This window comes from Streptomyces katrae (genome assembly GCF_000717655.1).
Taxonomy (GTDB): Bacteria; Actinomycetota; Actinomycetes; order Streptomycetales; family Streptomycetaceae; genus Streptomyces; species Streptomyces katrae_B.
This window is the reverse complement of the sequence record NZ_JNZY01000006.1, coordinates 114,442-138,230: the sequence shown is the minus strand read 5'-3', so window position 1 is coordinate 138,230 and position 23,789 is coordinate 114,442. Positions and strand designations below refer to the sequence as shown.

The following is a 23,789-nucleotide window of genomic DNA, read 5'->3' as shown; positions in this document are numbered from 1 at the left end:
GTGATGTGTGACATTTTACTAGTGGGTGTGAGGCGGCCACAAGGGCCCGGGCCGCCCGATCAGCCGTCCGCCGGAGGCAGTTCGGCGAGGTGGCGCAGCGGGACCGGGCAGGACAGCGGCCGCCGGTCGGGGGCGGGGGCCTCCCCGGCCAGGGCGGCGACGGCCGGTCCGCACATCCGGCCCTGGCACCAGCCCATTCCGGCCCGGGTGAGGAGCTTGACCGTACGGGCGTCCCGTGCGCCGAGGTCGGCGACGGCCTCGCGGATCCGGCCGGCCGGGACCTCCTCGCAGCGGCACGCGTCGGTGTCGTCGCGGAGCCACTCGGTCCAGCCGGCGCCGGGGCGGTGGGCGGTGCCCATCGCGTCGGCGAAGGCGCGCAGGCGGGCCCGGCGGCGGGCCAGGGCGGCGGGGGCGGGCCGTCCGGCGATGGCATGGGCGGCGATCTCCCCTTCGAGCAGGGCCAGTTGGGCGCCACCGATGCCGCCGGTCTCGCCGGCGGACCAGATGCCGGGGACGGAGGTCCGCTGCCCGGCGTCCAGCGCCAGTGCGGCGGTGCCGTCGGCGCTGCGGCGGGTGGCGCAGCCGAGGCCGGTCGCCAGCTCCAGCTGGGGGACGAGCCCGTGGCCGACGGCGAGGGCGTCGCAGGGGATCCGGCGGCCGGTGCCGGGCACGGGCCGCCAGTCCCGGTCCAGGCGGGCCACGGTGACGGCCTCGACGCGGCCGGCGCCGTGGGCCTCGGTCACGGCGTGCCGGGTGAGGAGGCGGATGTGGCGGTGGAGCAGGGCGCTGCCGTACGTGGCGGCCTCGGCGAGCTTGCCGGGGTTGCGCAGCAGGGCGGGGACGTGGCCGGCGTAGCCGCCGTACGCGGCGGCTTCGACGACGGCCGGCACCCGGGCCCCGGCGGCGGCGAGCGATCCGGCGACGGCGAGCAGCAGCGGCCCGCTCCCGGCGACGACGACCCGCCGGCCCGGCAGTACGAGCCCGCTCTTGAGCATGGCCTGCGCCCCGCCGGCCCCGACCACTCCGGGCAGGGTCCAGCCGGGGAAGGGCAGTTGCCGCTCGTAGGACCCGGTGGCGAGGAGTACGGCCCGGGCGTGCAGGGTGGCCGCCGCCTCCTCGGGACCGGCGACGGCGTGCAGTGTCCAGGCGGGGCCGTCCGGTACGACGGTCCAGACGTGGTGGGCCGGGAGGTACGTGATCCGGCCGGCCGCCCGATGGGCCCGGAGGGCGGCTTCGCGTTCGGCGAAGGCGGCCCATCCGTGGTGCAGGGCTTCGGGACGGTCCGCCCCGAGTCCCGGCGCGGGGTGGCGGTAGTACTGCCCGCCGGGCCGCTCCCCCGCATCGAGAAGGACGACCCGCAGCCCGAGCCCGGCGGCGGTGACGGCGGCGGCGAGCCCGGCGGGGCCGGCGCCGACGACGGCGAGGTCGGGCGCGGGGCCCGGCGTTGCGGGGTCAGACGCCGAGCTCGGCATGGCCGGTTCCCTCCTGGGTGGTGACGGTGTCCCCGGGGCGGGCGGGGACGAGGCAGGCACGCTGGTTCGGGCGGCCGTTGACGGTGACGAGGCAGTCGTAGCAGCTGCCGATCCCGCAGAACGCCCCGCGGGGGGCGCCGCGTTCGCGGGTGGTCCGCCAGGCGAGGATCCCGGCGCCCCACAGCACGGCGGCGATGCTCTGGCCCGCCTGGGCGGTGAGCTCGCGGCCGTCGAAGCGCAGGACGTAGGTGGCCTCGGGCGCACCGCCGACGAGGGTGCGGGGGGTGTGGCTCATCGGCCGTTCTCCTTCGGCGTGGTGGGTGCGGTGGGCGGGCGCAGGGTTCCGCTGCGCGGAGCCTCCTTCCCGCCCCGCCCCTCCCCGGTCCCCGGGGCTCCGCCCCGGACCCCGCGCGTCGGACGCCGGCGAGGCCGGATCTTGCCGCACGGCGGCACCCCCGGCCCCGCCGCCGTTCGAGGCGCGGGTCCGGGCAGCGCCCGGGGAGCGGTGGAAGGGCGGGCAGGGGACGGCCCCGCGCAGCGGATACCCGCACCGGACCCGGGACCGGTCATCGGGCGCGCTCCGGATCTGCCATCGGCTCGTCGAAACGGTCCGGGCGGAACGGGTCGAGGGGGAGCGGGGGTTCCGATCCCGTCAGGGCTGCCGTGATCAGGACGCCCGTCGCCGGGGCGAGGCCGATGCCCGCGCCCTCGTGGCCGCACGCGTGCAACAGCCCCGGGACCCGGGGGTCCGGGCCGATCGCCGGGAGGTGGTCCGGGAGGTAGGGGCGGAAGCCGTGGTAGGTGCGGAGCACCCGGGTGTCCGCCAGGACGGGGAACAGTGCCGCCGCCTGGGCGGCCAGGAGGCGAAGGGCCTCCACCGAGAGCGAGCGGTCGAAGCCCACCCGCTCCCGGGTCGCCCCGATCAGCACCGGGCCCGAGGGCGTACCCTCCACCACCGCCGAGGATTGGAGGGCCGCCGAGCCGCTCGCCACATCGGCGATGTAGTCCGCGGCGTAGACCTTGTGCCGGACCACCCTCGGCAGCGGCTCCGTCACCAGGACGAACCCGCGGCGCGGAAGCACCGGGAGGGACACCCCGGCCAGTTCCGCGATGCGGCCGCCCCAGGTCCCGGCCGCGTTCACCACCGCTGGGGCGAGGAGTTCACCCCCGCGTGTGCGGACCCCGCGGACTCCGCCGGGCCCCGTGAGGATCCCGGTCACCTCATCGCCGAGGTGCACCGAAGCCCCCGATGCGGCCAGCAGTCTGGCCGCCGCCTGGGCCGGCTGGACCTGGGCGTCCTGCGGGTACAGGAACCCGCCGGCCGGCCCGGGGGCCAGATGGGGCTCCAGCTCGCGGAGGTCGTCGACCCCCGCCTCGACGGCTTCGACGCCGGCGGCGCGCTGGCCTTCGGCGAAATCTCGCAGCGCCCCCAGCGAAGCCTCGTCCGGGGCGACGACGAGCCCGCCCTTGGCCTCGTACTCGATCTCCTGCGGGAGGGCGGCGGCGAGTTCGCGCCACAGGCCGGCCGACAGCAGGGCCAGGTCGAGCTCCGGGCCCGCCCCCTTGTCGGAGACGAGCAGGTTGCCTTCCCCGGCTCCGGTCGTGCCGCCCGCGACGGGGCCGCGGTCGACGACGGCCACGGAAAGGCCGGAGCGGGCGGCGTAGTACGCGATCGCGGCTCCGACGACGCCGGCGCCGATGATCACGACGTCCAGGGGATGTCTCTTGGGCACGGCAGTAATATGTCACATTCTTTAGTCGGTGCCTAGGCCGCTCAGGGGTCCCCGGGGCCGGTCCCTCCCCTCGTTGCGGAAGGGACCGGCCCGGGTGCCCGATCAGCTGCGCAGCGGGCCCTCGCAGCTGTAACTCGACGTCCCCGCCTTGTGGTCGGTCCAGACCTCCACGGGGCTGAAGGAGCAGTTCATGTCGGCCAGGTTGTTGGAGGCCGCGCCCGCCCGGTCGAGGATGAAGTAGTCCACCGTCTCCGACATGTCCTTGAAGTTCTGGTCGTCGCTGCGCCAGTTCTTCAGGTTCGAGGAGATCCGGCCGGTGCAGGTGAACCGGCGCTTGCCCGGGTCCCCGTTCTCCACGCAGTCCGGGGTGCTGTACGTGGCGGTCGCGAACGCCGACTTCACGTTCGCCAGCGCGGAGTCCCGCAGCTTGTCGTTGGGCGTGTAGACCGTGTTCGGCACGTAGAGCTCGTCGACCTTGGCGATCTGCGCGTTCAGGAAGCGGTCATAGTCGCGCTGGAGGTAGGAGTCCGCGCCCATGCGGTGGCGCCACGCGTCATACCCGGCGACGTCGTTGGCCCGCAGGTGGGTGTACATCTCGCGCAGCAGCGAGGGCTTCTCCGTCCACAGGAACTCGAAGAAGGTGCCCGCGTAGTTGTAGAAGCGGAAGCCGTCGCCGTCGTACGTGGCATTGAGCAGCTGCTCGACCGACATCCGCGGGCCGCCGCCGGCGGTGTCGTTGATGATGCCCTTGACCAGGGACTTGCGGACGGCGATGCCGTTGTCGCGGGTGGCGCCGTCGAAGAACTCGGCGGTGCCCTCGTCCATGGCGGTGGTGCGGTCGCCCTCGTACCAGGGGCCCTCGCCGAAGAAGCCGGGGACGGCGAACCGGCCGTTGAGGTAGTGCGTGTACTCGTGGCGGAAGAGCTCCTCGAGGGTGAGGGAGGAGTCCTGCGGGACGCGGCGCTGGTACGTGTAGAAGGTGGCGCCGTTCTCGATGTACATGCCGCCGTTGTTGGTGCCGTAGCCGTTCAGCATCGTCTGGTACGTCACGTAGTCGGCGCGGGAGGCGTACAGCACGATGTTCAGCGTGGTGTTGGGGTCGCCGGCCAGCGGCTGGTCGGTCCCGATGACGCGGTGGAACTGCGTCTTGACCTGCTTGCTCGCGTAGTAGAGCTGGTCGACGGTGGCCCGGTCGAGGGCCGTGCGGACCTTGATGGCGCCGTTGTCGTAGGTGTACGTGTTCGGGAAGAGCATCTTTTCGATGTCCTCCTTGCACACCCCGTACTGCTTGCACGCGTTGTACGTGTTCAGCCAGGAGACGAGCTTGGCCCAGGGCTCGCTGCCGTTGCCCCACGCGGCCTTGACCGGCTCCAGGAGGGCGCCGAGGTCGGGGGAGATCTGGCCCTGGAGGCCCTCGATCTGGCCGAAGCGGCCGTACTCGCCGAGCGCGTCGCGGACCACCCACTCGTTGGCGGTGCCCTTGAGGTGGGTGTACCCGGCGAAGGCCTTGAAGGCGGCCCGGTAGGCGGAGTCGGCCTTGGCCGCGGCGTGGAAGGCGTCGTCCTCGTTGCCCGGGTAGACGCCGAGGTAGTTGACGGTGAGGGCCGCGAGGGCCGCGCCGCCCCAGTTCGCGTCGCCGCTGGTGGCGGAGTGCGAGGCGTCCATGGTGGCCAGGACCTTCTTGACGAGGCCGAGCTGGCTCTGGCGCATGCCGGGGCCGGTCGCGTAGAGGGCCTCGCGCAGGGTGCGGGCGTTCGAGGCGGTGGCGTCGAAGGTGTGGGCCGCGTTGCCGAAGTCGGTGACGGCCTTGCTCATGGCGCCGACGGTCGCGGCGTCGGTGAGGTCGATCTCGTCGCGCGAGAAGTCGTGGTACACGGCCGCGTGCAGGTACGTGAACATCTCCTCCAGGTGCGAGGAGTTCCGGCCGTCGTGAGCGGCGGCCAGGCCGGATATCCGGCGGGAGACGGCCTGGACGTGCGCGTCGGACATGACGGGAACCAGGCGGGCGTCCCAGGTCCAGATCAGCCCGCGCAGACAGCCGTCGGCGGTGACGGCCGGGTCGGCCAGGAAGTCGGCGAACTGCTCGGGGCTCAGGCCCTTGATCCCGTCGAGGGTGCAGGGGACTCCCGCGGCGACGCTCTGCGCGGTCGGCGCGGCCTGGGCGGCGGCGAGCTTGCGGCTCTTCTCGGTGCGCTCGGTGCGGTCCGCCGGAGCGGCGGCGGCCGGGGCGGCCCCGGGGACGCGGCCGTTGGCGGCCAGACCGCCGGGTGCCTGGGCCGTCGCGGGCGCGGCTTCCTTGGGGGAGGCGAGGTGGTCCACCTCGTCGAACGGGTTCGGGGCGGGCGCACCGGAGGTGAAGGTGCCGGGCACGGCGGCGGGGGCGGCGAGCGCGGGCCGCTCGGCGGTCTGGGACACGGCCTGGCCCGCGGAGGCGAGCAGCGTCACCGCGACGGCGGCGGAGAGGAGAGACGTACGCACAGCTCTGTGCTGAGACACCAAAGACTCCTGCTGGGAAGGGGAGGTGGGGGAAGTGGTGCGTGACATGCGTGAGATGCGTGAACTGCCCTGCGTCACGCGGCGTTTGACGGGGATTAACGTGCCGCGGTGTGAGCTGTAACATAGTAATGTGAAATTGCACTGACAAGACCTGTGCGCCCACCAGTTCGCATCTTCTTGAGGGAGCCCCCCGTGACCGACACCCCCTCCCCCCTCAACATCGGCAGCCACGACCTGCCGGTGTCACCGGAGTTGTCCCGTTTCATGGCCGCCGACTGGGCGGCGTCCCCCCTTCCCGACGCCGCGCGGGTCTCCGCGTACGAGGTCACCCCGGCCCGGCGCGCCCGGCTCTCGGCGCGGTTCCCGGGCGAGCGGCTGATCGTCCCGGCCGGCGAGCTCAAGGTCCGCTCCAACGACTGCGACCACCGCTTCCGCCCGCACAGCGCGTACGCCTGGCTGACCGGGCTGACGGGCGAGGACCAGGTGGGCCACGTCCTGGTGCTGGAACCCTCCGGCCCGCACGGCCACGAGCCGGTGCTGTACCTGCGCCCCCGCTCTCCGCGCGCGGACGGCAACGAGGAGTTCTTCCGGGACCGCCGGTACGGGGAGTTCTGGGTCGGCCGCCGCCCCGACCTGGCGGAGGCGGAGCGCCTGACCGGCCTGCGCTGCGCCCACCTGGACGACCTCGGCTCCCCGGCGGGCCGCAACGCCGCGACCGACACCGAACTGGCCGCGGCGCTCTCCGAGTTGCGCCTGGTCAAGGACGCCTGGGAGATCGGGCAGCTCCAGCTCGCCGTCGACCACACGGCGGCCGGCTTCGAGGACGTCGTACGGGCGCTGCCGCGCGCCCTGGCGCACCCGCGCGGCGAGCGGTGGATCGAGGGGGTCTTCGGCCTGCGCGCCCGGGCGGAGGGGAACGGCACCGGGTACGACACGATCGCGGCGTCGGGCGCGCACGCGTGCGTCCTGCACTGGATCCGCAACGACGGCCGGCTCGACCGGGACGAACTGCTGCTGCTGGACGCGGGCGTGGAGACCGACAGCCTCTACACGGCGGACATCACGCGCACGCTCCCGCTGTCGGGGCGCTTCTCCCCCGTGCAGCGTCAGGTGTACGAACTGGTGCTGGCGGCGCAGGACGCGGGCATGGCGGCGCTGCGCCCGGGCGCGAGCTTCCGGGACTTCCACCGGGCCGGGATGCAGGTGATCGCGGAGGGCCTGGCGGAGTGGGGCGTCCTGAAGGACGCGCGGGGCGATCTGCACCGGCGGTACACGCTGTGCAGCAGCGGTCACATGCTGGGGCTGGACGTGCACGACTGCGCGAAGGCGCGCGCGGAGACCTATCTGGACGGAGTCCTGGAGGAGGGCCAGGTCCTGACGGTCGAGCCGGGCCTGTACCTGCAGCCGGACGACGAGACGCTGCCGCCGGAGCTTCGGGGCATCGGGGTGCGCATCGAGGACGACCTGGTCATCACGGCGAAGGGCGCCCGGCTGATGTCGGGCGCCCTGCCCCGCACGGTCGCGGGGATCGAGGAGTGGATGGGGGCTCTGCTGGAGCGCCGGTGAGCCGGGTCAGTGGGAGGGGTGTCAGGCGGCCCGGTCAGTGGGAGGGGTGTCAGGCGGCCCGGTCAGTGGCCGCCACCACCGCCTCCGCCGCCTCCACCGTGGCCGCTGCCTCCACCGCCGCCGTTGCCGCCGCCCCCACCGCCACCGTTGCCGCCACCACCGCCGTAGCCGCCGCCTCCGCCGTCGCCACCGCGGCCGGAGCCGTTGTCGTTCCAGCCGCTGTCGTGACCGCCGCGCCAGTCGTTGTCGTTGCGGTTGTCATGGTTGGAGCGGCCGTCGTTCCAGCGGTCGTTGTTCCAGTTGTCGTTCCAGTTCCAGTTCGCGTTGTGGTGCCGCCCGTCGTTCCAGGAGTCGTTGTCCCAGCACCAGCTGGGACGGTCGTTCCAGTGGTGCCAGCGGGAGGAGTCGCAGCAGTCACGCCAGTGGTCCCCGCGCCAGTCGTCGGAGCACCATCCCGTGTTGTTCTGCTGGGTCTGAGGGAGACCCGCGGCGAACGCCCCGCCGACAGGCATCAGGCCGAGCGCGACGCCCGCGGCCCCTGCCACGACCGTCGCGGTGATGACACGGCGCATGACCATGCACCTCCGAGGATTGAGACTTTCCTTACAAAAAGGTCATTTCCACCCTCGCCCCTCCCCGGCTCGCTGTCAAAAGCACCTGGTCAGCAATCCGGCAACCCGCTTTGGGTGGTGCCGAGTACGGCAATACCGTCCAGTTCGACCAGAGCGGGCTCGTCCCAGAGGCGGACGACCCCGATGACCGCCATGGCCGGGTAGTCGCGGCCCGCCAGCCGGCGCCAGACGCCGCCGAGTTCGGCCGCATGGGTGCGGTATGCGTCCACGTCGACCGTGTACACGGTCACCCGGGCCAGGTCGGCAGGAGTACCGCCGGATGCGGCGAGGGCCGCCAGGAGGTTGGCCAGAGCGCGTTCGAACTGCTCGGGCAGGGTGTCCCCGACCACCTTGCCCGAGGCGTCGAGCGCGGTCTGACCCGCCAGGAAGACGAGCCGGGAGCCGGTTGCCGCCACGGCGTGGGAGAAGCCCGTCGGCGGGGAGAGCTCCGCCGGGTTGATCCGCTCGACACTCACCGGTAGAGCTCCTTCGCGATGATCGTGCGCTGGACCTCGCTCGCGCCCTCGTAGATGCGCGGGGCCCGGACCTCCCGGTACAGGTGCTCCAGCAGGTGGCCGCGCTGGAGGGCGACGGCCCCGTGCAGCTGGACCGCGTGGTCCACCACGTACTGGGCCGTCTCCGTCGCCAGCAGTTTCGCCATCGCCGACCGGCGCGGGACGTCCGGCGAGCCGGCGTCGTACGCGCCCGCCGCCGCATAGACCAGCAGCCGGGCCGCCTCGGTGCGGGTGGCCATCTCGGCCACCCGGTGGCCCACCGCCTGGAGGTCGCCCAGCACCCCGCCGAACGCGGGCCGCACCGCCGTGTAGGCCAGGGTCGCGTCCAGCGCGGCCCGGGCCATGCCGACGGCGAAGGCGCCCACGCTCGGCCGGAACAGGTTCAGCGTGTCCATCGCCACCCGGAAGCCCCGGCCGGGCTCGCCCAGCAGGTCCTGCGGGCCGACCGGGACGCCGTCGAAGGACAGCCGGCCGATCGGATGCGGCGACAGCATGTCCAGGGGCTCCCCCGACAGGCCGGGGCGGTCGGCCGGGACCAGGAAGGCGGTGACTCCCCTGGCGGCCGGCCCCTCGCCGGTCCGGGCGAACACCGTGTAGAAGTCCGCCTCGGGGGCGTTGGAGATCCAGCACTTCTCGCCGCTGAGACGCCAGCCGCCCGCGCCGCCGTCACCGTGCCCGCTCCCGCTCCCTGCGCCCCCGTCCCGTACGGCCTGCAACGCCAGCGCCGCCGCGTCCGAGCCGGCCCCCGGCTCGCTCAGCGCGAAGGCCGCCACCGCGCGCCCGGCCCGCACCTGCGGCAGCCAGCGCGCCCGCTGCTCCGCTGTCCCCGAGCTGAGCACCGGATGCGCCCCCAGACCCTGGAGGGCAAGGGCCGTCTCCGCCTCCGTGCACCCGTACGCGAGGGATTCGCGGAGCAGGCACAGCTCCAGCGCCCCCGAGGTGAAGACCCGCTCCAGCAGGCCCAGCTCACCGAGTGCCGCGAGCAGCGGGCGGTTGACCCGCCCCGGCTCGCCCTTGTCGGCGAGCGGCCGCAGCCGGTCCGCCGCGAGCGCGCGCAAGTGCCCGCACCACTCCTCTTGTTCCGCCCCGAGCGCGAATCCGGTCATCCGAATATCCCCGCTTCTATCGCGTCCTGTTGACTGCCGTCACCATCACGATACGCTCGTAGCGCACGTGCACGGCCTGCTCCGCCACTTCGGTCCCCCACCCGGGGGCCGCTGCCGTTGCAAGGGGGCGAACCCGCCTTGGAGCTCAAGCCTTCCGCCCACGCCGACACCTTCGCGCGCGACCACCTTCCGCCGCCCCACGCCTGGCCGCGGCTGCTGTTCGAGCTCCCCGAACTGGCCTACCCGGACCGGCTCAACTGCGGCGCCGAGCTGCTCGACGTCACCGTCGCCCGCTTCGGACCCGACCGCCCGGCCTTCCGCGGCGGCACGGGCGAGGTCTGGTCGTACGGGGAACTGCGCGAGCGCGTGGACCGCCTCGCGCACGTGCTCACGGCGGACCTCGGCGTGGTCCCCGGCAACCGGGTGCTGCTGCGCGGCCCCACCGGCCCGTGGCTCGCCGCCTGCTGGCTGGCGGTGATGAAGGCGGGCGCGGTGGCGGTGACGGTCCTGGCCCAGCAGCGGGCGCAGGAGCTGGCCACGGTCTGCGCGATGGCCCGGGTGCAGCACGCGCTGTGCCACGTGGGCGTGCTGGACGACCTGGCCAAGGCGGAGGTGCCCGGCCTGCAGATCACCCCGTACGGCGGCGAGGCCCCGGACGACCTGCTGCGGCTGGCCGACCGCCACGAGGGGCCGTTCCGCGCCGTCGAGACCTCCGCCGACGACGTGGCCCTGATCGCCTTCACCTCGGGGACCACCGGCCGCCCCAAGGGCTGCATGCACTTCCACCGCGATCTGCTCTCCGTCGCCGACACCTTCTCCCGCAACGTCCTGCGCCCCCGCCCCGACGACGTCTTCGCGGGCAGCCCGCCGCTCGGCTTCACCTTCGGCCTCGGCGGTCTGGTCGTCTTCCCGCTGCGCGCCGGCGCCTCCGCGCTGCTGCTCGACCAGGCCGTCCCGCGCCGGCTGCTGCCCGCCCTCGCCGCACACCGGGTCACGGTGCTGTTCACCGCGCCCACCGCGTACCGGGCGATGCTGGACGCCCTGGGCCCCTACGACGTGGGCGCGTACGACCTGTCCGCGCTGCGCCGCTGCGTCTCGGCGGGCGAGAACCTCCCGGCGGCCACCTGGCAGGCCTGGTACGAACGCACCGGACTGCGGATCATCAACGGCATCGGAGCCACCGAGCTGCTGCACATCTTCATCTCCGCGGCCGACGAGGACATCCGCCCGGGCACGACCGGCCGCGTGGTGCCGGGCTGGCAGGCGCGGGTGGTGGACGCCGCCGGCCGGCCGGTCGCGGACAACGAGCCGGGGCTGCTGGCCGTCCGCGGCCCGGTGGGCTGCCGCTATCTGGCCGATCCGCGGCAGGAGGAGTACGTACGGGACGGCTGGAACCTGACCGGGGACACCTACGTCCGCGATCCGGAAGGCTATTTCCGGTACGTCGCCCGTGCCGACGACATGATCGTCTCGGCGGGCTACAACATCGCGGGCCCGGAGGTGGAGGAAGCCCTGTTGCACCACCCGGACGTGGTGGAGGCCGCGGTGGTGGGCCGCCCGGACGAGCGACGCGGGCAGATCGTGGTGGCGTACACCGTCCTGCGGGCGGGCGCGGCAGTGACGGAGGAGGCCCTGCGCACGTTCATGCGGGCGGAACTGGCCCCGCACAAGTGCCCCCGCTCCTTCGTCTTCCTCTCCGCCCTCCCCCGGACGGCGACCGGGAAACTGCAGCGGTTCCTGCTGCGCGACGCAGCTGACCCGGCCTGATCCACAAGACACCCCTAGAGTGAACCCGTGGTCGAGCAGCACACCCCGCGATCCCTGATCGTCACGTTCTACGGAGCCTACGGGCGGGCCTTCGAGGGCCCGGTCCCGGTGTCCGCGCTGGTCCGCCTGCTGGGCGCGGCCGGCGTGGACGCCCCGTCGGTCCGCTCGTCGGTGTCCCGGCTGAAGCGGCGCGGCTTCCTGCTGCCCGCGCGCGCCGCGGACGGCTCGGCGGGGTACGAGCTCTCCGCGGAGGCGCGGCAGCTGCTGGACGACGGCGACCGGCGGATCTACGGGGACCGCGACGCCCACCCGCCGGGGGAATGGCTGCTGGCGGTGTTCTCCGTACCGGAGCAGGAGCGGCACAAGCGGCACCTGCTGCGCTCGCGGCTGGCCCGGCTCGGCTTCGGCGCGGTGGCGCCGGGGGTGTGGATCGCGCCGGCCCACCTGTACGAGGAGACCGGGCACACCCTGGACCGGCTGCACCTGACGGCGTACGTGGAGCTGTTCCGCGGCGGTCACCTCGGCTTCGCCCCGACCGCCGAGGCGGTCGCCCGGTGGTGGGACCTGACCTCGCTGGCCAAGCAGCACGAGGAGTTCCTCGACCTGCACGAGCCGGTGCTGCGCGCCCTGCAGTCGGGCCCGGCGCCCACCCCGGAGGAGGCCTACCGCGGCTACCTCCTGGCCCTGGACACCTGGCGCCGCCTCCCGTACGCCGATCCGGGCCTGCCGCGCGAGCTGCTGCCGGCGGACTGGCCGGGCGACCGGGCGGCGGCGGTCTTCGCCGAACTGCACGCACGGCTGCGGGACATCGGGGCGGGGTTCCTGGAACCCTAGGGGATGCCGTCGAAGGCCCTCCCCCGGCCACCGCTGGCAGGTGCCCCCAGGCCTGGGGGAAACTGATGTGCGCGGGGAAACGATCCGGCGGCATCATGAGCCATGACCTGGACCTTCACCCATGACCTGACGGCCTATCGGGCCGCGGCGGGCCGGGCGGTGGCCGGCGAGCCCGTCGCCAACACCACGCTGCTGACCGTGACCGACGCGCTGGAGCGGCGCGGCCCGGACGCCTACGGGTCCGCGAAGCCCTTCTTCGGCTGGTGGACCGGCGCCGACGGGAGCGTCGACGGCGCCCTGCTGTGCACCCCGCCGTTCCCGCTGCTGATCGGGGCGCTGCCGGACGGGGCCGTCCGCGGCCTGGGGGCCGCGCTCGCCGCCGAGCCGCTCCTCGCCGGGGTCGAGGCGCTGAACGCCCGCCGCCGCGACGCGGAGGCGCTGGCCGCGGCCTGGGGGAGGCCGAGCGAGGTCACCCAGGAGCACCGCCTGTACCGGCTCGCCGGACTCGTCGCCCCGGATCCCGCCCCGGCCGGGCGGGCCCGGGCCGCCGCCGAGGCCGATCTGCCGCTGCTGATGGACTGGGCCGGCGCCTTCAAGCGGGAGACCGGGGAGCCGGGCGGCCCCTCCGAGGCCTCCCTGCGCGACCGGCTCTCGTACGGGGGCGTGCTGCTCTGGGAGGACGCCGGGAGGCCGGTGTCGATGGCCGGGTTCTTCCGCCCGATCGGCTCGGCCGCCCGCGTCGGCCCCGTGTACACCCCGCCGGAGCTCCGCGGGCGCGGCTACGCCGCCGGGGTCACGTACGCGGTGAGCGAAGCGGCGTACGCGGCCGGCGCCTCGGAGGTGCTGCTCTTCACGGACCTGGCCAACCCGACCAGCAACGGCGTGTACCAGCGCCTGGGCTACGCCCCGGTCGAGGACCGCATCGAGGTGGCCGCCCTCTGAGGGCAGCTGCGTGAGCCTCCCTCAGCCGCGGCCGGCCGGCGGTTTGCGGCTGCCGGCCCGGTAGGGGGCGGGCCAGGGGGCCGCCGGGCCTGCGTAGGACTGGTCGGCGGCCGCGTGCAGGGTCCAGTGCGGGTCGTAGAGGTGGGGGCGGCCGACGGCGCAGAGATCGGCGCGGCCCGCCAGCAGCAGGGAGTTCACGTCGTCCCAGGAGGAGATGGCGCCGACGGCGATGACCGGGACGCCCAGCGCGTTGCGGATCCGGTCCGCGTACGGGGTCTGGTACGAGCGCCCGAACTCGGGGGCCTCGTCCGCCACCACCTGGCCGGTCGACACGTCGATGGCGTCGGCGCCGTGGGCGGCGAAGGCGGCCGCGATGTCCACCGCGTCCTGGGCGGAGGTGCCGCCGGGGGCCCAGTCGGTGGCGGAGATGCGGACGGTCATCGGGCGGTCGTCGGGCCACACCGAGCGGACCGCGTCGAAGACCTCCAGCGGGAACCGGAGCCTGTTCTCCAGCGGGCCTCCGTAGGCGTCCGTACGGTGGTTGGTGAGCGGGGACAGGAAGCCGGACAGCAGATAGCCGTGGGCGCAGTGCAGTTCCAGCAGGTCGAACCCGCAGTCGGCGGCCCGTACCGCGGCGGCCGCGAAATCGGAGCGGATCGAGGCGAGGTCCTGCACCGTCAGCTCGCGCGGGACGGCCGAGACGCCCGGCCGGTACGGCAGGGCCGAAGCCGCCGCCACGGGCCAGTTGCCCTCCGGGAGGGGGTCGTCCATGCCCTCCCACATCAGCCGCGTCGAGCCCTTGGGACCTGAGTGGCCGAGCTGGACGCCGAGCGCGGTGCCGGGCGCCGAGGTGTGCACGAAGTCGGCGATCCGGGTCCAGGCCGCCGCCTGCTCCGCCGTGTACAGGCCGGTGCAGCCGGGGGTGATCCGGCCTTCGGCAGACACGCAGACCATCTCGGTCATCACCAGCGCGGCTCCGCCGAGGGCCCGCGCGCCCAGGTGGACCAGGTGGAAGTCCCCGGGAGTCCCGTCGCCGTGCTGTGCGGAGTACATGTCCATCGGGGAGACCACGACCCGGTTGCGCAGGGTCAGTCCGCGCAGCTTCAGCGGCGTGAACATCGGAGGGGTGTCCTCGTCCGGGCAGCCGAAGTCCCGTTCCACGGCCCGGGTGAACCGCTCGTCGCGCAGCCGCAGGTTGTCGTGGGTCACCCGTCGGCTGCGGGTGAGCAGGTTGAAGGCGAACTGCCGGGCGGGCTGGTCCACGTACCCGGCGAGTTCCTCGAACCACCGCATGCTGGCGGCGGCGGCCCGCTGGGTCGAGGCCACCGCGGGGCGCCGTGCGGCCTCGTACGCGGCCAGGGCGGCGGGCACGTCCGGCTGTGCGGCCACGGCTTCGGCGAGCGCGAGCGCGTCCTCCACCGCCAGCTTGGTGCCGGAGCCGATGGAGAAGTGCGCGGTGTGCGCCGCGTCGCCGAGCAGGACCACGTTGCCGTGGGACCACCGCTCGTTGACGACCGTACGGAACTCCGTCCACGCGGAGCGGTTTCCATGCAGCGGCCGGCCGCGCAGGGCCTCGCCGAAGACCTTGGCGCAGCGGGCGGCCGATTCGCCCTCGTCGCACAGGTCGAGGCCGGCGGCCCGCCACACCTTCTCGTGCATCTCCACGATCACGGTGGAGGCGTCCGCGGAGTAGGGGTAGGCGTGCAGCTGCATGACGCCGTGCTCGGTCTCGGCGATCTCGAAGCGGAACGCGTCGAAGGCGAAGTCGGCGGCGAGCCAGATGTACCGGCACCTCCCGCTCGTCAGCGTCGGCCGGAAGTGCGCGGCGCCGCTCTGCCGGGTCGCACTGTGCACCCCGTCGGCCGCGACCACCAGGTCGTACGAGGCCGCCAGCAGGGCGGCGGCCGGTGCCCGGGTGCGGAAGCGGAGCTTCACCCCGAGCCCGGCGCAGCGCTCGTGCAGGATCTTGAGCAGCCTGCGCCGCCCGATGGCGGCGAAGCCGTGGCCGCCGGAGGTGAGCAGCCGCCCGCGGTGGACGATGTCGATGTCGTCCCAGCGCACGAACTCCGCGCCGAGGGCGGCGTAGACGACGGTGTCGGCCGCTTCGATGCCTCCGAGGGTCTCGTCGGAGAGCACCACGCCGAAGCCGAAGGTGTCCTCGGGGGCACTGCGTTCCCAGAGCTCGACGGTGTGGCCCTGGCGGGCCAGCAGTGCGGCGGCGTACAGGCCCCCGGGCCCGCCGCCGACGACGGCGACCCGCAGCGGGCTGCCGGCCCGCACGGCGCTGCCGACCCGCAGGGTGCCCGCAGCCATGGCGCTACCTTCCCTTCCACTCCGGCGGCCGCTTCGTGGTGAAGGCGGCGTGGAACTCGGCGTAGTCCCGGCCGTTCATCAGGAGGGCCTGGGTGTTGGCGTCGAGCTCGACCGACGCGGCCAGCGGCATGTCGAGCTCGGCGGTCAGCAGCGCCTTGGTCTGCGCGTACGCGAGGGCCGGGCCCGCCGCGAGGTGCGCGGCGAGTTCGGCGGCCCGTACGCCGGCCTTGCCCTCCTCGGTGACCTCGCTGAGCAGGCCGATGCGCTCGGCCTCCGGCGCGCGTACGGGCTCTCCGAGCATCAGCAGCCGGGTGGCGTGGCCGAGGCCGACGACGCGGGGCAGCAGGTAGGCGGCGCCCATGTCCCCGCCGGAGAGGCCGACGCGGGTGAAGAGGAACGCGAAGCGGGCGGTGGGGTCGGCGATCCGGAAGTCGGCGGCGAGGGCGAGGACGGCGCCGGCGCCGGCGGCGACCCCGTGCACGGCGGCGATCACGGGGAAGGGGCATTCGCGGACGGCACGCACCACCTGGCCGGTCATCCGGTTGAAGTCGAGGAGCTGGGCGGTGTCCATGGCGAGGGTGGCACCGATGATCTCGTCGACGTCTCCGCCGGAGCAGAACCCGCGACCCTCGCCGCCGAGCACGAGGGCGCGCACGGACCGCTCGCGGGAGAGTTCGGCGAGCAGATCGCGCAGGTCGGCGTAGGCGCCGAAGGTGAGGGCGTTGAGCTTCTCGGGGCGGTCGAGGGTGACGGTGGCCACGCCGTCCTGCCGGGTCACCCGCAGGTGGCGCCACCGTTCGGTCGCTGCTGTGGAACCGATGAAGGGGCTCACACGATCGACGGTATCACTGCATCGTGACTGCCGTCACAGAAACGCGACACATGAGTGAAGGCGTCGCGCCCCACCGCCGCCCGGCTCACCTTGGCGGGCCCCCGCCCGCATGACTATGCGATGCCACGCGAACAAGAGCCCCGCTAGGGGGTGTCGTCCGGCCCGGCGAGGGTGGCGACGAGCACGGCCTTGATGGTGTGCAGCCGGTTCTCGGCCTCGTCGAAGACGAGCGAGTGCGCGGATTCGAACACCTCGTCCGTCACCTCCAGCGACTCCAGCCCGTGCCGTTCGTGGATCTCCCGGCCGACCTTGGTGCCCAGGTCGTGGAAGGCGGGCAGGCAGTGCAGGAACTTCACGTCCGGGTTCCCGGTCGCGCGCAGCACGTCCATCGTGACGGCGTACGGGGCCAGGGCGCCGATCCGTTCGTCCCAGACCTCCTTGGGCTCACCCATGGAGACCCACACGTCGGTGGCGACGAAGTCCGCCTCGGCCACGCCCTCGGCGACGTTCTCCGTCAGCGTGATCCGGGCCCCGCTGGCGGCCGCGAGCCGGTGCGCCTCGGACACCACGGACTCGGCCGGCCAGTAGGCCTTCGGCGCGACGATCCGGACGTCCATGCCGAGCAGCGCGCCGGTCACCAGGTACGAGTTGCCCATGTTGAAGCGGGCGTCGCCGAGGTAGGCGAAGGTGATCCGGTCCAGCGGCTTGGCGCAGTGCTCGGTCATGGTGAGCACGTCGGCCAGCATCTGGGTGGGGTGCCAGTCGTCGGTGAGCCCGTTGAACACCGGCACGCCGGAGTGCGCGGCGAGCGCCTCCACGGCCGCCTGGCTGTCACCCCGGTACTCGATGCCGTCGAACATCCGGCCGAGCACCCGCGCCGTGTCCTTGACCGACTCCTTGTGGCCGATCTGGGAGCCGGCCGGGTCGAGGTAGGTGGTGTGGGCGCCCTGGTCGGCGGCGGCGACCTCGAACGCGCAGCGGGTGCGCGTCGAGGTCTTCTCGAAGATCAGCGCGATGTGCCTGCCCCGGAGGCGGCGCTGCTCGGCCCCGGCCTTCTTGGCCGCCTTGAGGTCGGCGGCGAGCTCGATCAGGCCGCGGAACTCGGCGGCGGAAAAGTCGAGCTCCTTGAGGAAACTACGGCCGACGAGGTCGGTGGCCATCGGGGCACTCCAGGGTCGCACTGACAGGGGATGCTGGAAGTGTATACGCTCTCCTGCATTGATATACAGCCCCCCGGCCTCCGGTTGCGCCGGTCCTCCTGTTGCCCGCCCCTCCGGTTCCCGTCCGGTTTCCCCCGGTCAGGCCGGGTCCCGCTCCACCGGGCAGCTCATGCACCGCGGCCCGCCCCGGCCCCGGCCCAGCTCGCTGCCCGGGATCTCGATGACCTCGATGCCCTCCTTGCGCAGGTGCGTGTTGGTCGTCACGTTCCGCTCGTACGCCACCACCACCCCCGGCTCGACGGCCAGCACGTTGCAGCCGTCGTCCCACTGCTCGCGCTCCGCCGCGTGCACGTCCTGCGTCGCGGTCAGCACCCGGATCGAGTCCAGCCCGAGCGCAGCCGCGATCGCCCGGTGCATGTGCTCCGGCGGATGGTCGGTCACCTTCAGCTCCTGCAGGCCGGCGCCCGGCTCGATCGTGTAGGAGCGCAGCATGCCGAGGCCCGCGTACTGGGTGAACGTATCTCCGTCCACCATCGTCATGACGGTGTCGAGGTGCATGAAGGCCCGCCGCTTCGGCATGTCCAGCGCCACGATGGTGGTCGCGGACCCGGCCGCGAAGAGCCCGCGCGCGAGCATCTCCACCGCCTGCGGCGTCGTCCGCTCGCTCATCCCGATCAGGACCGCGCCGTTGCCGATGACGAGCACGTCCCCGCCCTCGATGGTCGACGGGTAGTCCGCCTGGCCCTGCGACCAGTAGTGGAAGGCCCCCGAGGCGGTGAAGAGCGGGTGGTGCTTGTAGATCGCCTCGAAGTGCACCGTCTCGCGCTGCCGGGCGGGCCAGCGCATGGCGTTGATCGACACCCCGTCGTAGATCCAGGCGGAGGTGTCCCGGGTGAACAGGTGGTTGGGCAGCGGCCCCAGCAGGAAGTCGTCCAGTTCCATGGCGTGGAATCGCACCGACACCGGCTCGGCGTGCCGCTCCAGGTACTCCCGCTTGGTCATCCCGCCGACCAGCGCCTCGGCCAGTCCGGCCGCCGGCAGCCCGTCGAAGACCGCGCGCAGGTGGTCGGTGGCGAGCGGCCCGTACTCCTTCTCGTCGAACACCCGGTCCAATACGAGGTGTCTGGCCTCCGGGATCTCCAGGGCCTCGCACAGCAGGTCGCCGAAGAGGTGCACCTCCACGCCGCGGTCGCGCAGTACGTCCGCGAAGCCGTCGTGCTCCTGGCGGGCCCGGCGCACCCACAGCACGTCGTCGAAGAGCAGCGCGTCCTTGTTGGTCGGTGTGAGCCGCTTCAGCTCCAGGTCGGGCCGGTGGAGGATGACGCGGCGAAGCCGCCCGGTCTCGGAGTCGACATGGAATCCCATGGCGTACACGTTCGCAGACCGGACGGCTTTTTGACGGGGCGTTCGCTCAGGAGACCGGGCAGGACCGGCAGCCCCTGCGGGCCCGCCAGCCCCCGCGGGATCAGCGCAGACCGAGGAGTGCCGCCGGGGTGCCGATCAGCTCCGGGGTGGTCAGGCCCAGCTTGGGAGTGGTCAGGTCCGGGATCCCGAAGTTGTCGCCGTTCGGCATCGTCAGCGGGGCGCCGACGACGGCACCCGGGGTGCGGGCGAGCAGGCCTGTGGCCGGGGACTCCACGGTGCCCTCGCCGTCCGTCTTCGGGTCGCCGAGCAGGTTCGGCACCGGCGCGCCGACCAGGGTGCTGCCGAGCTCGGTGGCGACCGGCAGCACCGGGAGGATCGGGCTGGGGAGCAGATCCCCCGTGTGGTACCGCGGAGCCTCCGGGGCGCCGACGACCGGCACCGGCACCGCGGTGGCCACGCGCGGGGTCTCCACGCCCAGCGTGGTCTTCACGGCGTCCAGGGGCACAGCCACCGGCACCGAGTCGGCCACGGCCGGGGTGGCTGCGCCTGCCGCGGCCATACAGGTCATGAGTGCCGCAATGCTTCCGCGCGCGGTCATCTTCATAAGTGACGTTCCGTCCTTCCAGGGTCGCGGACATTCCGCTGCCCTGGATGAACGATCCCGCCGGTGGTTTTCCCGGCGTTCTTCGGGAAAGTTCCCCCATACGACCTAATTCGGGGCCGTACGGGGGCCTCGCCTTTACGCCTCCGTGTCACGGCCTCCGCATCACAACCGGGGGTCGACCGGCTCCGATTCGAGGGCGAGCACCCCGAAGACCGCCTCGTGCACCCGCCACAGCGGCTCCCCGCCCGCCAGCCGGTCCAGGGCCTCCAGCCCGAGCGCGTACTCGCGCAGGGCCAGCGAGCGCTTGTGCCCCAGGAACCTCTGGCGCAGCTTCTCCAGCTGCTCCGGACGCGTGTACTCCGGCCCGTAGATGATCCGCAGGTACTCGCGGCCGCGGACCTTCACGCCGGGCTGGACGAGGCGGCCCTTGCCGTCCCGGGCGTACGCCTGGAGCGGCTTGACGACCATGCCCTCGCCGCCCGCGGCCGTCAGCTCCAGCCACCAGTCGGTGCCCGCCCGTACCGAGTCCTCGTCGGCGGTGTCGACCAGGATCCGGCCGGTGCGGCGCAACAGCCCGGTACCGGCCGCCTCGTCGGCGGCGACGAGCCGGTCCAGCCAGAACAGCTGCTCGTCGTGCGGTACGTCGGCCAGCGAGCGCCCGGCTGCCGCCAGCAGCTGGAAGGGCGCGAACCGTACGCCGTCCAGCCCGTCGGTGGTCCAGCAGTAGCGCCGGTAGGCGTCCGTGAACCGCCCGGCGTCGGCGGCCCGGTCCCGCTGGCGGGCGAGCAGGTCGCCGGTGTCGACGCCCCGGCCGGCGGCCGCGGCCAGGGCGGCGAGGGCGTCCGGGAAGACGGCGCGGGAGGCCGCGCCGACGGCGGCGTACTGGTTGCGCAGCAAGCCGGTGGACTTCAGCGACCAGGGCAGCAGCTCCCCGTCCAGCAGCAGCCAGTCGGTGGCCAGCTCCTCCCACAGGCCGGCGTCGGTGATGGCGCCGCGGAGCCGGGCGAGGACCTCCTCGGTGACCTCGGGGTCCTGGAAGAAGGGCCGTCCGGTGCGGGTGTAGACGGATCCCGTGGGGCCCTCGACGCCGAAGCGCTCGCGTGCCGCCTCGGCGTCCTTGCAGACGAGGACGGTGGCGCGGGAGCCCATGTGCTTCTCCTCGCACACGACCTGGGCGATGCCGTCCTTGCGGTACTGGGCGAAGGCTTCGGCCGGGTGCTCCAGGTAGCCGTCCTCCTGCGAGGTGGCGGTGGGCGCCATGGTCGGCGGCAGGTACGGGACCAGCCGCGGGTCCACCGCGAAGCGGCTCATGACCTCCAGGGCCGCCGCCGCGTTCTCCTCGCGCACGGTGACGTTGCCCAGGTGCCGGGTCTCGACGATCCGTCGCCCGTGGACGTCGCCCAGGTCGAGCGGGCGGCCGGCCTGTGAGCCGTCGAACGCAGCACCGGCGGGCGCCTCGCCGGCGAGCGGCCTGACCGGCTCGTACCAGACCTTCTCGGCCGGTACGTCGACCAGTTCGCGCTCGGGCCAGCGCAGGGCGGTCATCTTCCCGCCGAAGACGGCGCCGGTGTCCAGACAGATGGTGTTGTTGATCCAGGCGGTGTTCGGCACCGGGGTGTGGCCGTAGACCACGACCGCCTTGCCGCGGTAGTCCTCGGCCCACGGGTAGCGCACGGGCAGGCCGAACTCGTCGGTCTCGCCGGTGGTCTCCCCGTACAGGGCGTGCGAGCGCACCCGGCCGGACGTGCGGCCGTGGTACTTCTCGGGCAGGCCGGCGTGGCAGACCACCAGCTTGCCGCCGTCGAGCACGTAGTGGCTGACGAGGCCGCGGATGAACTCCCGCACTTCCTCGACGAACTCCTCCGGCTCGTGGCCGAGCTGCTCGATCGTCTCGGCGAGCCCGTGGGTCTGCTGGACCTTGGAGCCCTTGAGGTAACGGCCGAGCTTGTTCTCGTGGTTCCCGGGCACGCACAGGGCGTTGCCGGACCCGACCATGCCCATCACGCGGCGCAGGACGCCGGGGCTGTCCGGGCCGCGGTCGACGAGGTCGCCGACGAAGACCGCCGTGCGGCCCTCCGGGTGGACGCCGTCCTCGTACCCGAGCTTGCCGAGCAGGGTCTCCAGCTCGGAGGAACAGCCGTGGATGTCGCCGATGATGTCGAAGGGGCCGGTGAGGTGGGTGAGGTCGTTGAACCGCTTCTCCAGCACCACTTCCGCGCTGTCGGCCTCCTCGGGCGTGCGCAGCACGTGCACCTTGCGGAAGCCCTCGCGCTCCAGTCCGCGCAGCGAGCGGCGCAGGTCGCGGCGGTGCCGCTGGATGACCGCGCGGGGCAGCCCGGCCCGGTCGGGGCGGCCGGCGTTGCGTTCGGCGCAGACCCCCTCGGGCATGTCGAGGACGATGGCGAGGGGCAGCACGTCGTGCGCGCGGGCGAGCTGGACGAGCTGGCGGCGGGCCTCGGACTGCACGCTGGTCGCGTCGACGACGGTGAGGCGGCCCGCGGCGAGCCGCTTGCCGACGATGTAGTGCAGGACCTCGAAGGCGTCCTTGCTGGCGCTCTGGTCGTTCTCGTCGTCGCAGACCAGGCCCCGGCAGTAGTCGGATGAGATGACCTCGGTGGGCTTGAAGTGCTTGCGGGCAAAGGTGGACTTGCCGGATCCGGTGGCCCCGATCAGGACGACGAGGGACAGGTCGGTGACGGGAAGTACGCGCGTGCCGGTCCTGGTCATGCGACCTCACCCTCCTTCTTGCTATCGGTGCTGATCTGTGTGAAGACGGCCATCTGGGTCGGCGGCCCCACCTCGGGGTCGTCGTCCCCGACGGGAACGAACTCGGCGGCGTACCCGTACCGTTCGGCGACTTCGCCGGCCCAGGTACGGAACTCCGTGCGGGTCCACTCGAAGCGGTGGTCGCCGTGCCGGACGTGCCCGGCGGGCAGGGTCTCCCAGCGGACGTTGTACTCGACGTTCGGGGTGGTGACGAGGACGGTGCGGGGGCGGGCCGAGCCGAACACCGCGTACTCCAGGGCCGGCAGCCGCGGCAGGTCCAGGTGCTCGATGACCTCGCTGAGCACCGCCGCGTCGTACCCGGCCAGCCGCTTGTCGGTGTAGGCGAGCGAACCCTGCAGCAGCTGCACACGACTGCTCTGGCGCTCCCCCATCTGCTCGAGGCGCAGCCGCTTCGCGGCCATGGCGAGGGCACGCACGGACACGTCGACACCGACGATCTCGGTGAAGGCCACGTCCTTGAGGAGGGCCTGCACCAGCTGGCCCTGTCCGCAGCCGAGGTCGAGGACCCGGGCCGCGCCGACGGCGCGCAGAGCGGCGAGGATCGCCTCGCGGCGCTGCACGGCGAGCGGCACGGGCTTCTCCTCGATCTCACCCACGGCGTTGTCGAGCTCCTCGACCTCGCTGCCGTCGGCCTCGGCCAGCCGAAGCAGCTCCAACCGCTCCAGGGCGTCGCGGGTCAGCCGTTTGTGCCGGGCGAGATAACGAGCACTGATGAGTCCGTTCTCGGGGTGCGCGGCCAGCCAGCCGTCTCCGGCGCGCAGCAGCTTGTCCACCTCGTCGGGGGCGACCCAGTAGTGCTTGGCGTCGTCGAGCACGGGCAGCAGGACGTAGAGCTGCCGCAGCGCGTCGGCGAGCCGCAGCCCGCCCTCCAGGACGAGCCGCACGTACCGGGAGTCCCCCCACTCCGGGAACTGCTCGTCGAGCGGCACGGGTTCGGCCTGTACGAGGTCCCAGCCGAGCGGGTCGAACAGCCGGTGCACCAGGGCCGCCCCGCCCCGGGCGGGCAGCACCGGGATCTCGATCCGCAGCGGACGGGCCTGCTCCGGCAGCTCGGGCCGGGCGGTGCACTGGCCCTTGAGCGCGCTGCGGAAGACGGAACTGAGCGCGACGGCGAGCAGCGAGGAGGCCGCGTACGGCCGGTCGTTGACGTACTGCGCGAGCGCGGCGTCGGGCGCCCCGCCCCGCCCCTTGCCCTGCCCGCGCCGCACGAGCGCGACGGGATCCACCTCGAGCAGCAGAGCCGCCGTGCACCGCGCATCCGTGGCCTCGGGGTAGAAGACGTGGGCGGTGCCATGGGAGGTGGAGAACGCCTGCACCTTCCCAGGGTGCTTGTGCAGCAAAAAGCCCAGATCGGTGGCCGGGTGCTCAGCACTGCCAGTGGTGGAGATCGTCAAGAACATGCAGCTCAGCATGCCTGTCGCCCGATGGCGGGGGCCACTGGATTTCCCCCCTCCACCTGCCGCCCCGCCCGCCGGTACCGATCCGGGCAAGTACCCGGCGCCCGCACGTCCGGCGCTGTACGGTCCCCGGCCCACGTCGTTCCCCGTGTCCTGTCCAGTGCCCCCGTCGCGGGGTTCGTCCTCCGGGGGGGTCCTCCGGAGGTTCCGGCAGCGGCGGCGCAGGCGCGGGCACCGTCACACCGGGGGCGTTCTGCTCCCCGTCCGGGGCAACCGGCATCGGCAAGAA

General features: G+C 73.3%; 18 protein-coding genes. 4 read left to right on the top strand and 14 right to left on the bottom strand.

From position 1 onward, the window contains the following. Positions 1–59 precede the first annotated feature (59 nt). The 4 genes from IF09_RS0109640 to IF09_RS0109625 form a co-directional block, all read right to left on the bottom strand. Positions 60–1,472 (bottom strand): NAD(P)/FAD-dependent oxidoreductase, encoded by a 1,413-nt coding sequence (locus IF09_RS0109640; RefSeq protein WP_030293979.1) that lies wholly within the window; start codon positions 1,470–1,472, stop codon positions 60–62. Further along, complete coding sequence (locus tag IF09_RS0109635; protein ID WP_030293977.1) at positions 1,453–1,767, bottom strand: (2Fe-2S)-binding protein; 315 nt, start codon at positions 1,765–1,767, stop codon at positions 1,453–1,455. The genes IF09_RS0109640 and IF09_RS0109635 overlap by 20 nt, the downstream gene beginning before the upstream one ends. A 271-nt stretch (positions 1,768–2,038) precedes the next feature. Then, positions 2,039–3,205: an NAD(P)/FAD-dependent oxidoreductase gene (locus tag IF09_RS0109630; RefSeq protein WP_030293976.1), complete on the bottom strand. Its 1,167-nt coding sequence runs from the start codon at positions 3,203–3,205 to the stop codon at positions 2,039–2,041. Between the two features lie 102 nt (positions 3,206–3,307). Beyond that, positions 3,308–5,701, bottom strand: coding sequence for a collagenase (locus tag IF09_RS0109625; RefSeq protein WP_030293973.1), 2,394 nt, complete (start codon positions 5,699–5,701; stop codon positions 3,308–3,310). 192 nt (positions 5,702–5,893) lie between these two features. Here IF09_RS0109625 and IF09_RS0109620 point away from each other — a divergent pair, with 192 nt between their 5' ends. Next, complete coding sequence (locus IF09_RS0109620) at positions 5,894–7,267, top strand: aminopeptidase P family protein (protein WP_030293971.1); 1,374 nt, start codon at positions 5,894–5,896, stop codon at positions 7,265–7,267. Positions 7,268–7,329: 62 nt separating this feature from the next. Here the strand turns inward: IF09_RS0109620 and IF09_RS46310 are convergent, their stop codons facing one another. The 3 genes from IF09_RS46310 to IF09_RS0109605 form a co-directional block, all read right to left on the bottom strand. Further along, positions 7,330–7,839, bottom strand: a complete 510-nt coding sequence (locus IF09_RS46310; RefSeq protein ID WP_199920422.1) for a hypothetical protein — start codon at positions 7,837–7,839, stop codon at positions 7,330–7,332. A gap of 89 nt (positions 7,840–7,928) precedes the next feature. Continuing rightward, positions 7,929–8,354, bottom strand: coding sequence for a RidA family protein (locus IF09_RS0109610; RefSeq protein WP_030293970.1), 426 nt, complete (start codon positions 8,352–8,354; stop codon positions 7,929–7,931). After that, positions 8,351–9,499 (bottom strand): acyl-CoA dehydrogenase family protein, encoded by a 1,149-nt coding sequence (locus IF09_RS0109605; protein ID WP_030293969.1) that lies wholly within the window; start codon positions 9,497–9,499, stop codon positions 8,351–8,353. Before IF09_RS0109605 ends, IF09_RS0109610 begins: the two co-directional genes overlap by 4 nt. Positions 9,500–9,637: 138 nt before the next feature. Between IF09_RS0109605 and IF09_RS0109600 the strand changes: the two genes are divergently transcribed. From IF09_RS0109600 to IF09_RS0109590, 3 genes are all read left to right on the top strand, one after another. Beyond that, positions 9,638–11,266, top strand: a complete 1,629-nt coding sequence (locus tag IF09_RS0109600) for an AMP-binding protein (RefSeq protein ID WP_030293968.1) — start codon at positions 9,638–9,640, stop codon at positions 11,264–11,266. Between the two features lie 27 nt (positions 11,267–11,293). Then, the gene (locus IF09_RS0109595) at positions 11,294–12,100 is read left to right on the top strand and encodes a PaaX family transcriptional regulator C-terminal domain-containing protein (RefSeq protein WP_030293967.1); all 807 of its coding nucleotides are present in this window, start codon (positions 11,294–11,296) and stop codon (positions 12,098–12,100) included. Between the two features lie 102 nt (positions 12,101–12,202). Then, positions 12,203–13,042 carry a GNAT family N-acetyltransferase gene (locus IF09_RS0109590; RefSeq protein WP_030293965.1) on the top strand — a complete coding sequence of 280 codons (840 nt, stop codon included), beginning with the start codon at positions 12,203–12,205 and terminating at the stop codon, positions 13,040–13,042. Positions 13,043–13,063: 21 nt separating this feature from the next. Here the strand turns inward: IF09_RS0109590 and IF09_RS0109585 are convergent, their stop codons facing one another. The 7 genes from IF09_RS0109585 to IF09_RS0109555 form a co-directional block, all read right to left on the bottom strand. Then, positions 13,064–15,355, bottom strand: a complete 2,292-nt coding sequence (locus IF09_RS0109585) for a bifunctional salicylyl-CoA 5-hydroxylase/oxidoreductase (RefSeq protein ID WP_051832296.1) — start codon at positions 15,353–15,355, stop codon at positions 13,064–13,066. A 4-nt stretch (positions 15,356–15,359) separates the two neighbouring features. Further along, positions 15,360–16,187, bottom strand: coding sequence for an enoyl-CoA hydratase family protein (locus IF09_RS0109580; protein WP_030293961.1), 828 nt, complete (start codon positions 16,185–16,187; stop codon positions 15,360–15,362). 143 nt (positions 16,188–16,330) lie between these two features. Beyond that, entirely contained in the window at positions 16,331–17,347 is a 1,017-nt protein-coding gene (gene argF, locus IF09_RS0109575) for an ornithine carbamoyltransferase (protein ID WP_030293959.1), read from the bottom strand. Positions 17,348–17,485: 138 nt separating this feature from the next. Beyond that, on the bottom strand, positions 17,486–18,712 hold the full coding sequence (locus IF09_RS0109570; RefSeq protein WP_030293958.1) for an arginine deiminase: 1,227 nt from the start codon (positions 18,710–18,712) through the stop codon (positions 17,486–17,488). A 100-nt stretch (positions 18,713–18,812) separates the two neighbouring features. Continuing rightward, a complete protein-coding gene (locus IF09_RS0109565) occupies positions 18,813–19,280 on the bottom strand; it encodes a hypothetical protein (protein ID WP_234320934.1) in 468 nt (155 codons plus the stop codon). 198 nt (positions 19,281–19,478) lie between these two features. Continuing rightward, entirely contained in the window at positions 19,479–22,043 is a 2,565-nt protein-coding gene (locus IF09_RS0109560) for a polynucleotide kinase-phosphatase (RefSeq protein WP_030293954.1), read from the bottom strand. Continuing rightward, positions 22,040–23,503 (bottom strand): 3' terminal RNA ribose 2'-O-methyltransferase Hen1, encoded by a 1,464-nt coding sequence (locus tag IF09_RS0109555; protein ID WP_030293952.1) that lies wholly within the window; start codon positions 23,501–23,503, stop codon positions 22,040–22,042. The genes IF09_RS0109560 and IF09_RS0109555 overlap by 4 nt, the downstream gene beginning before the upstream one ends. Positions 23,504–23,789 lie beyond the last annotated feature (286 nt).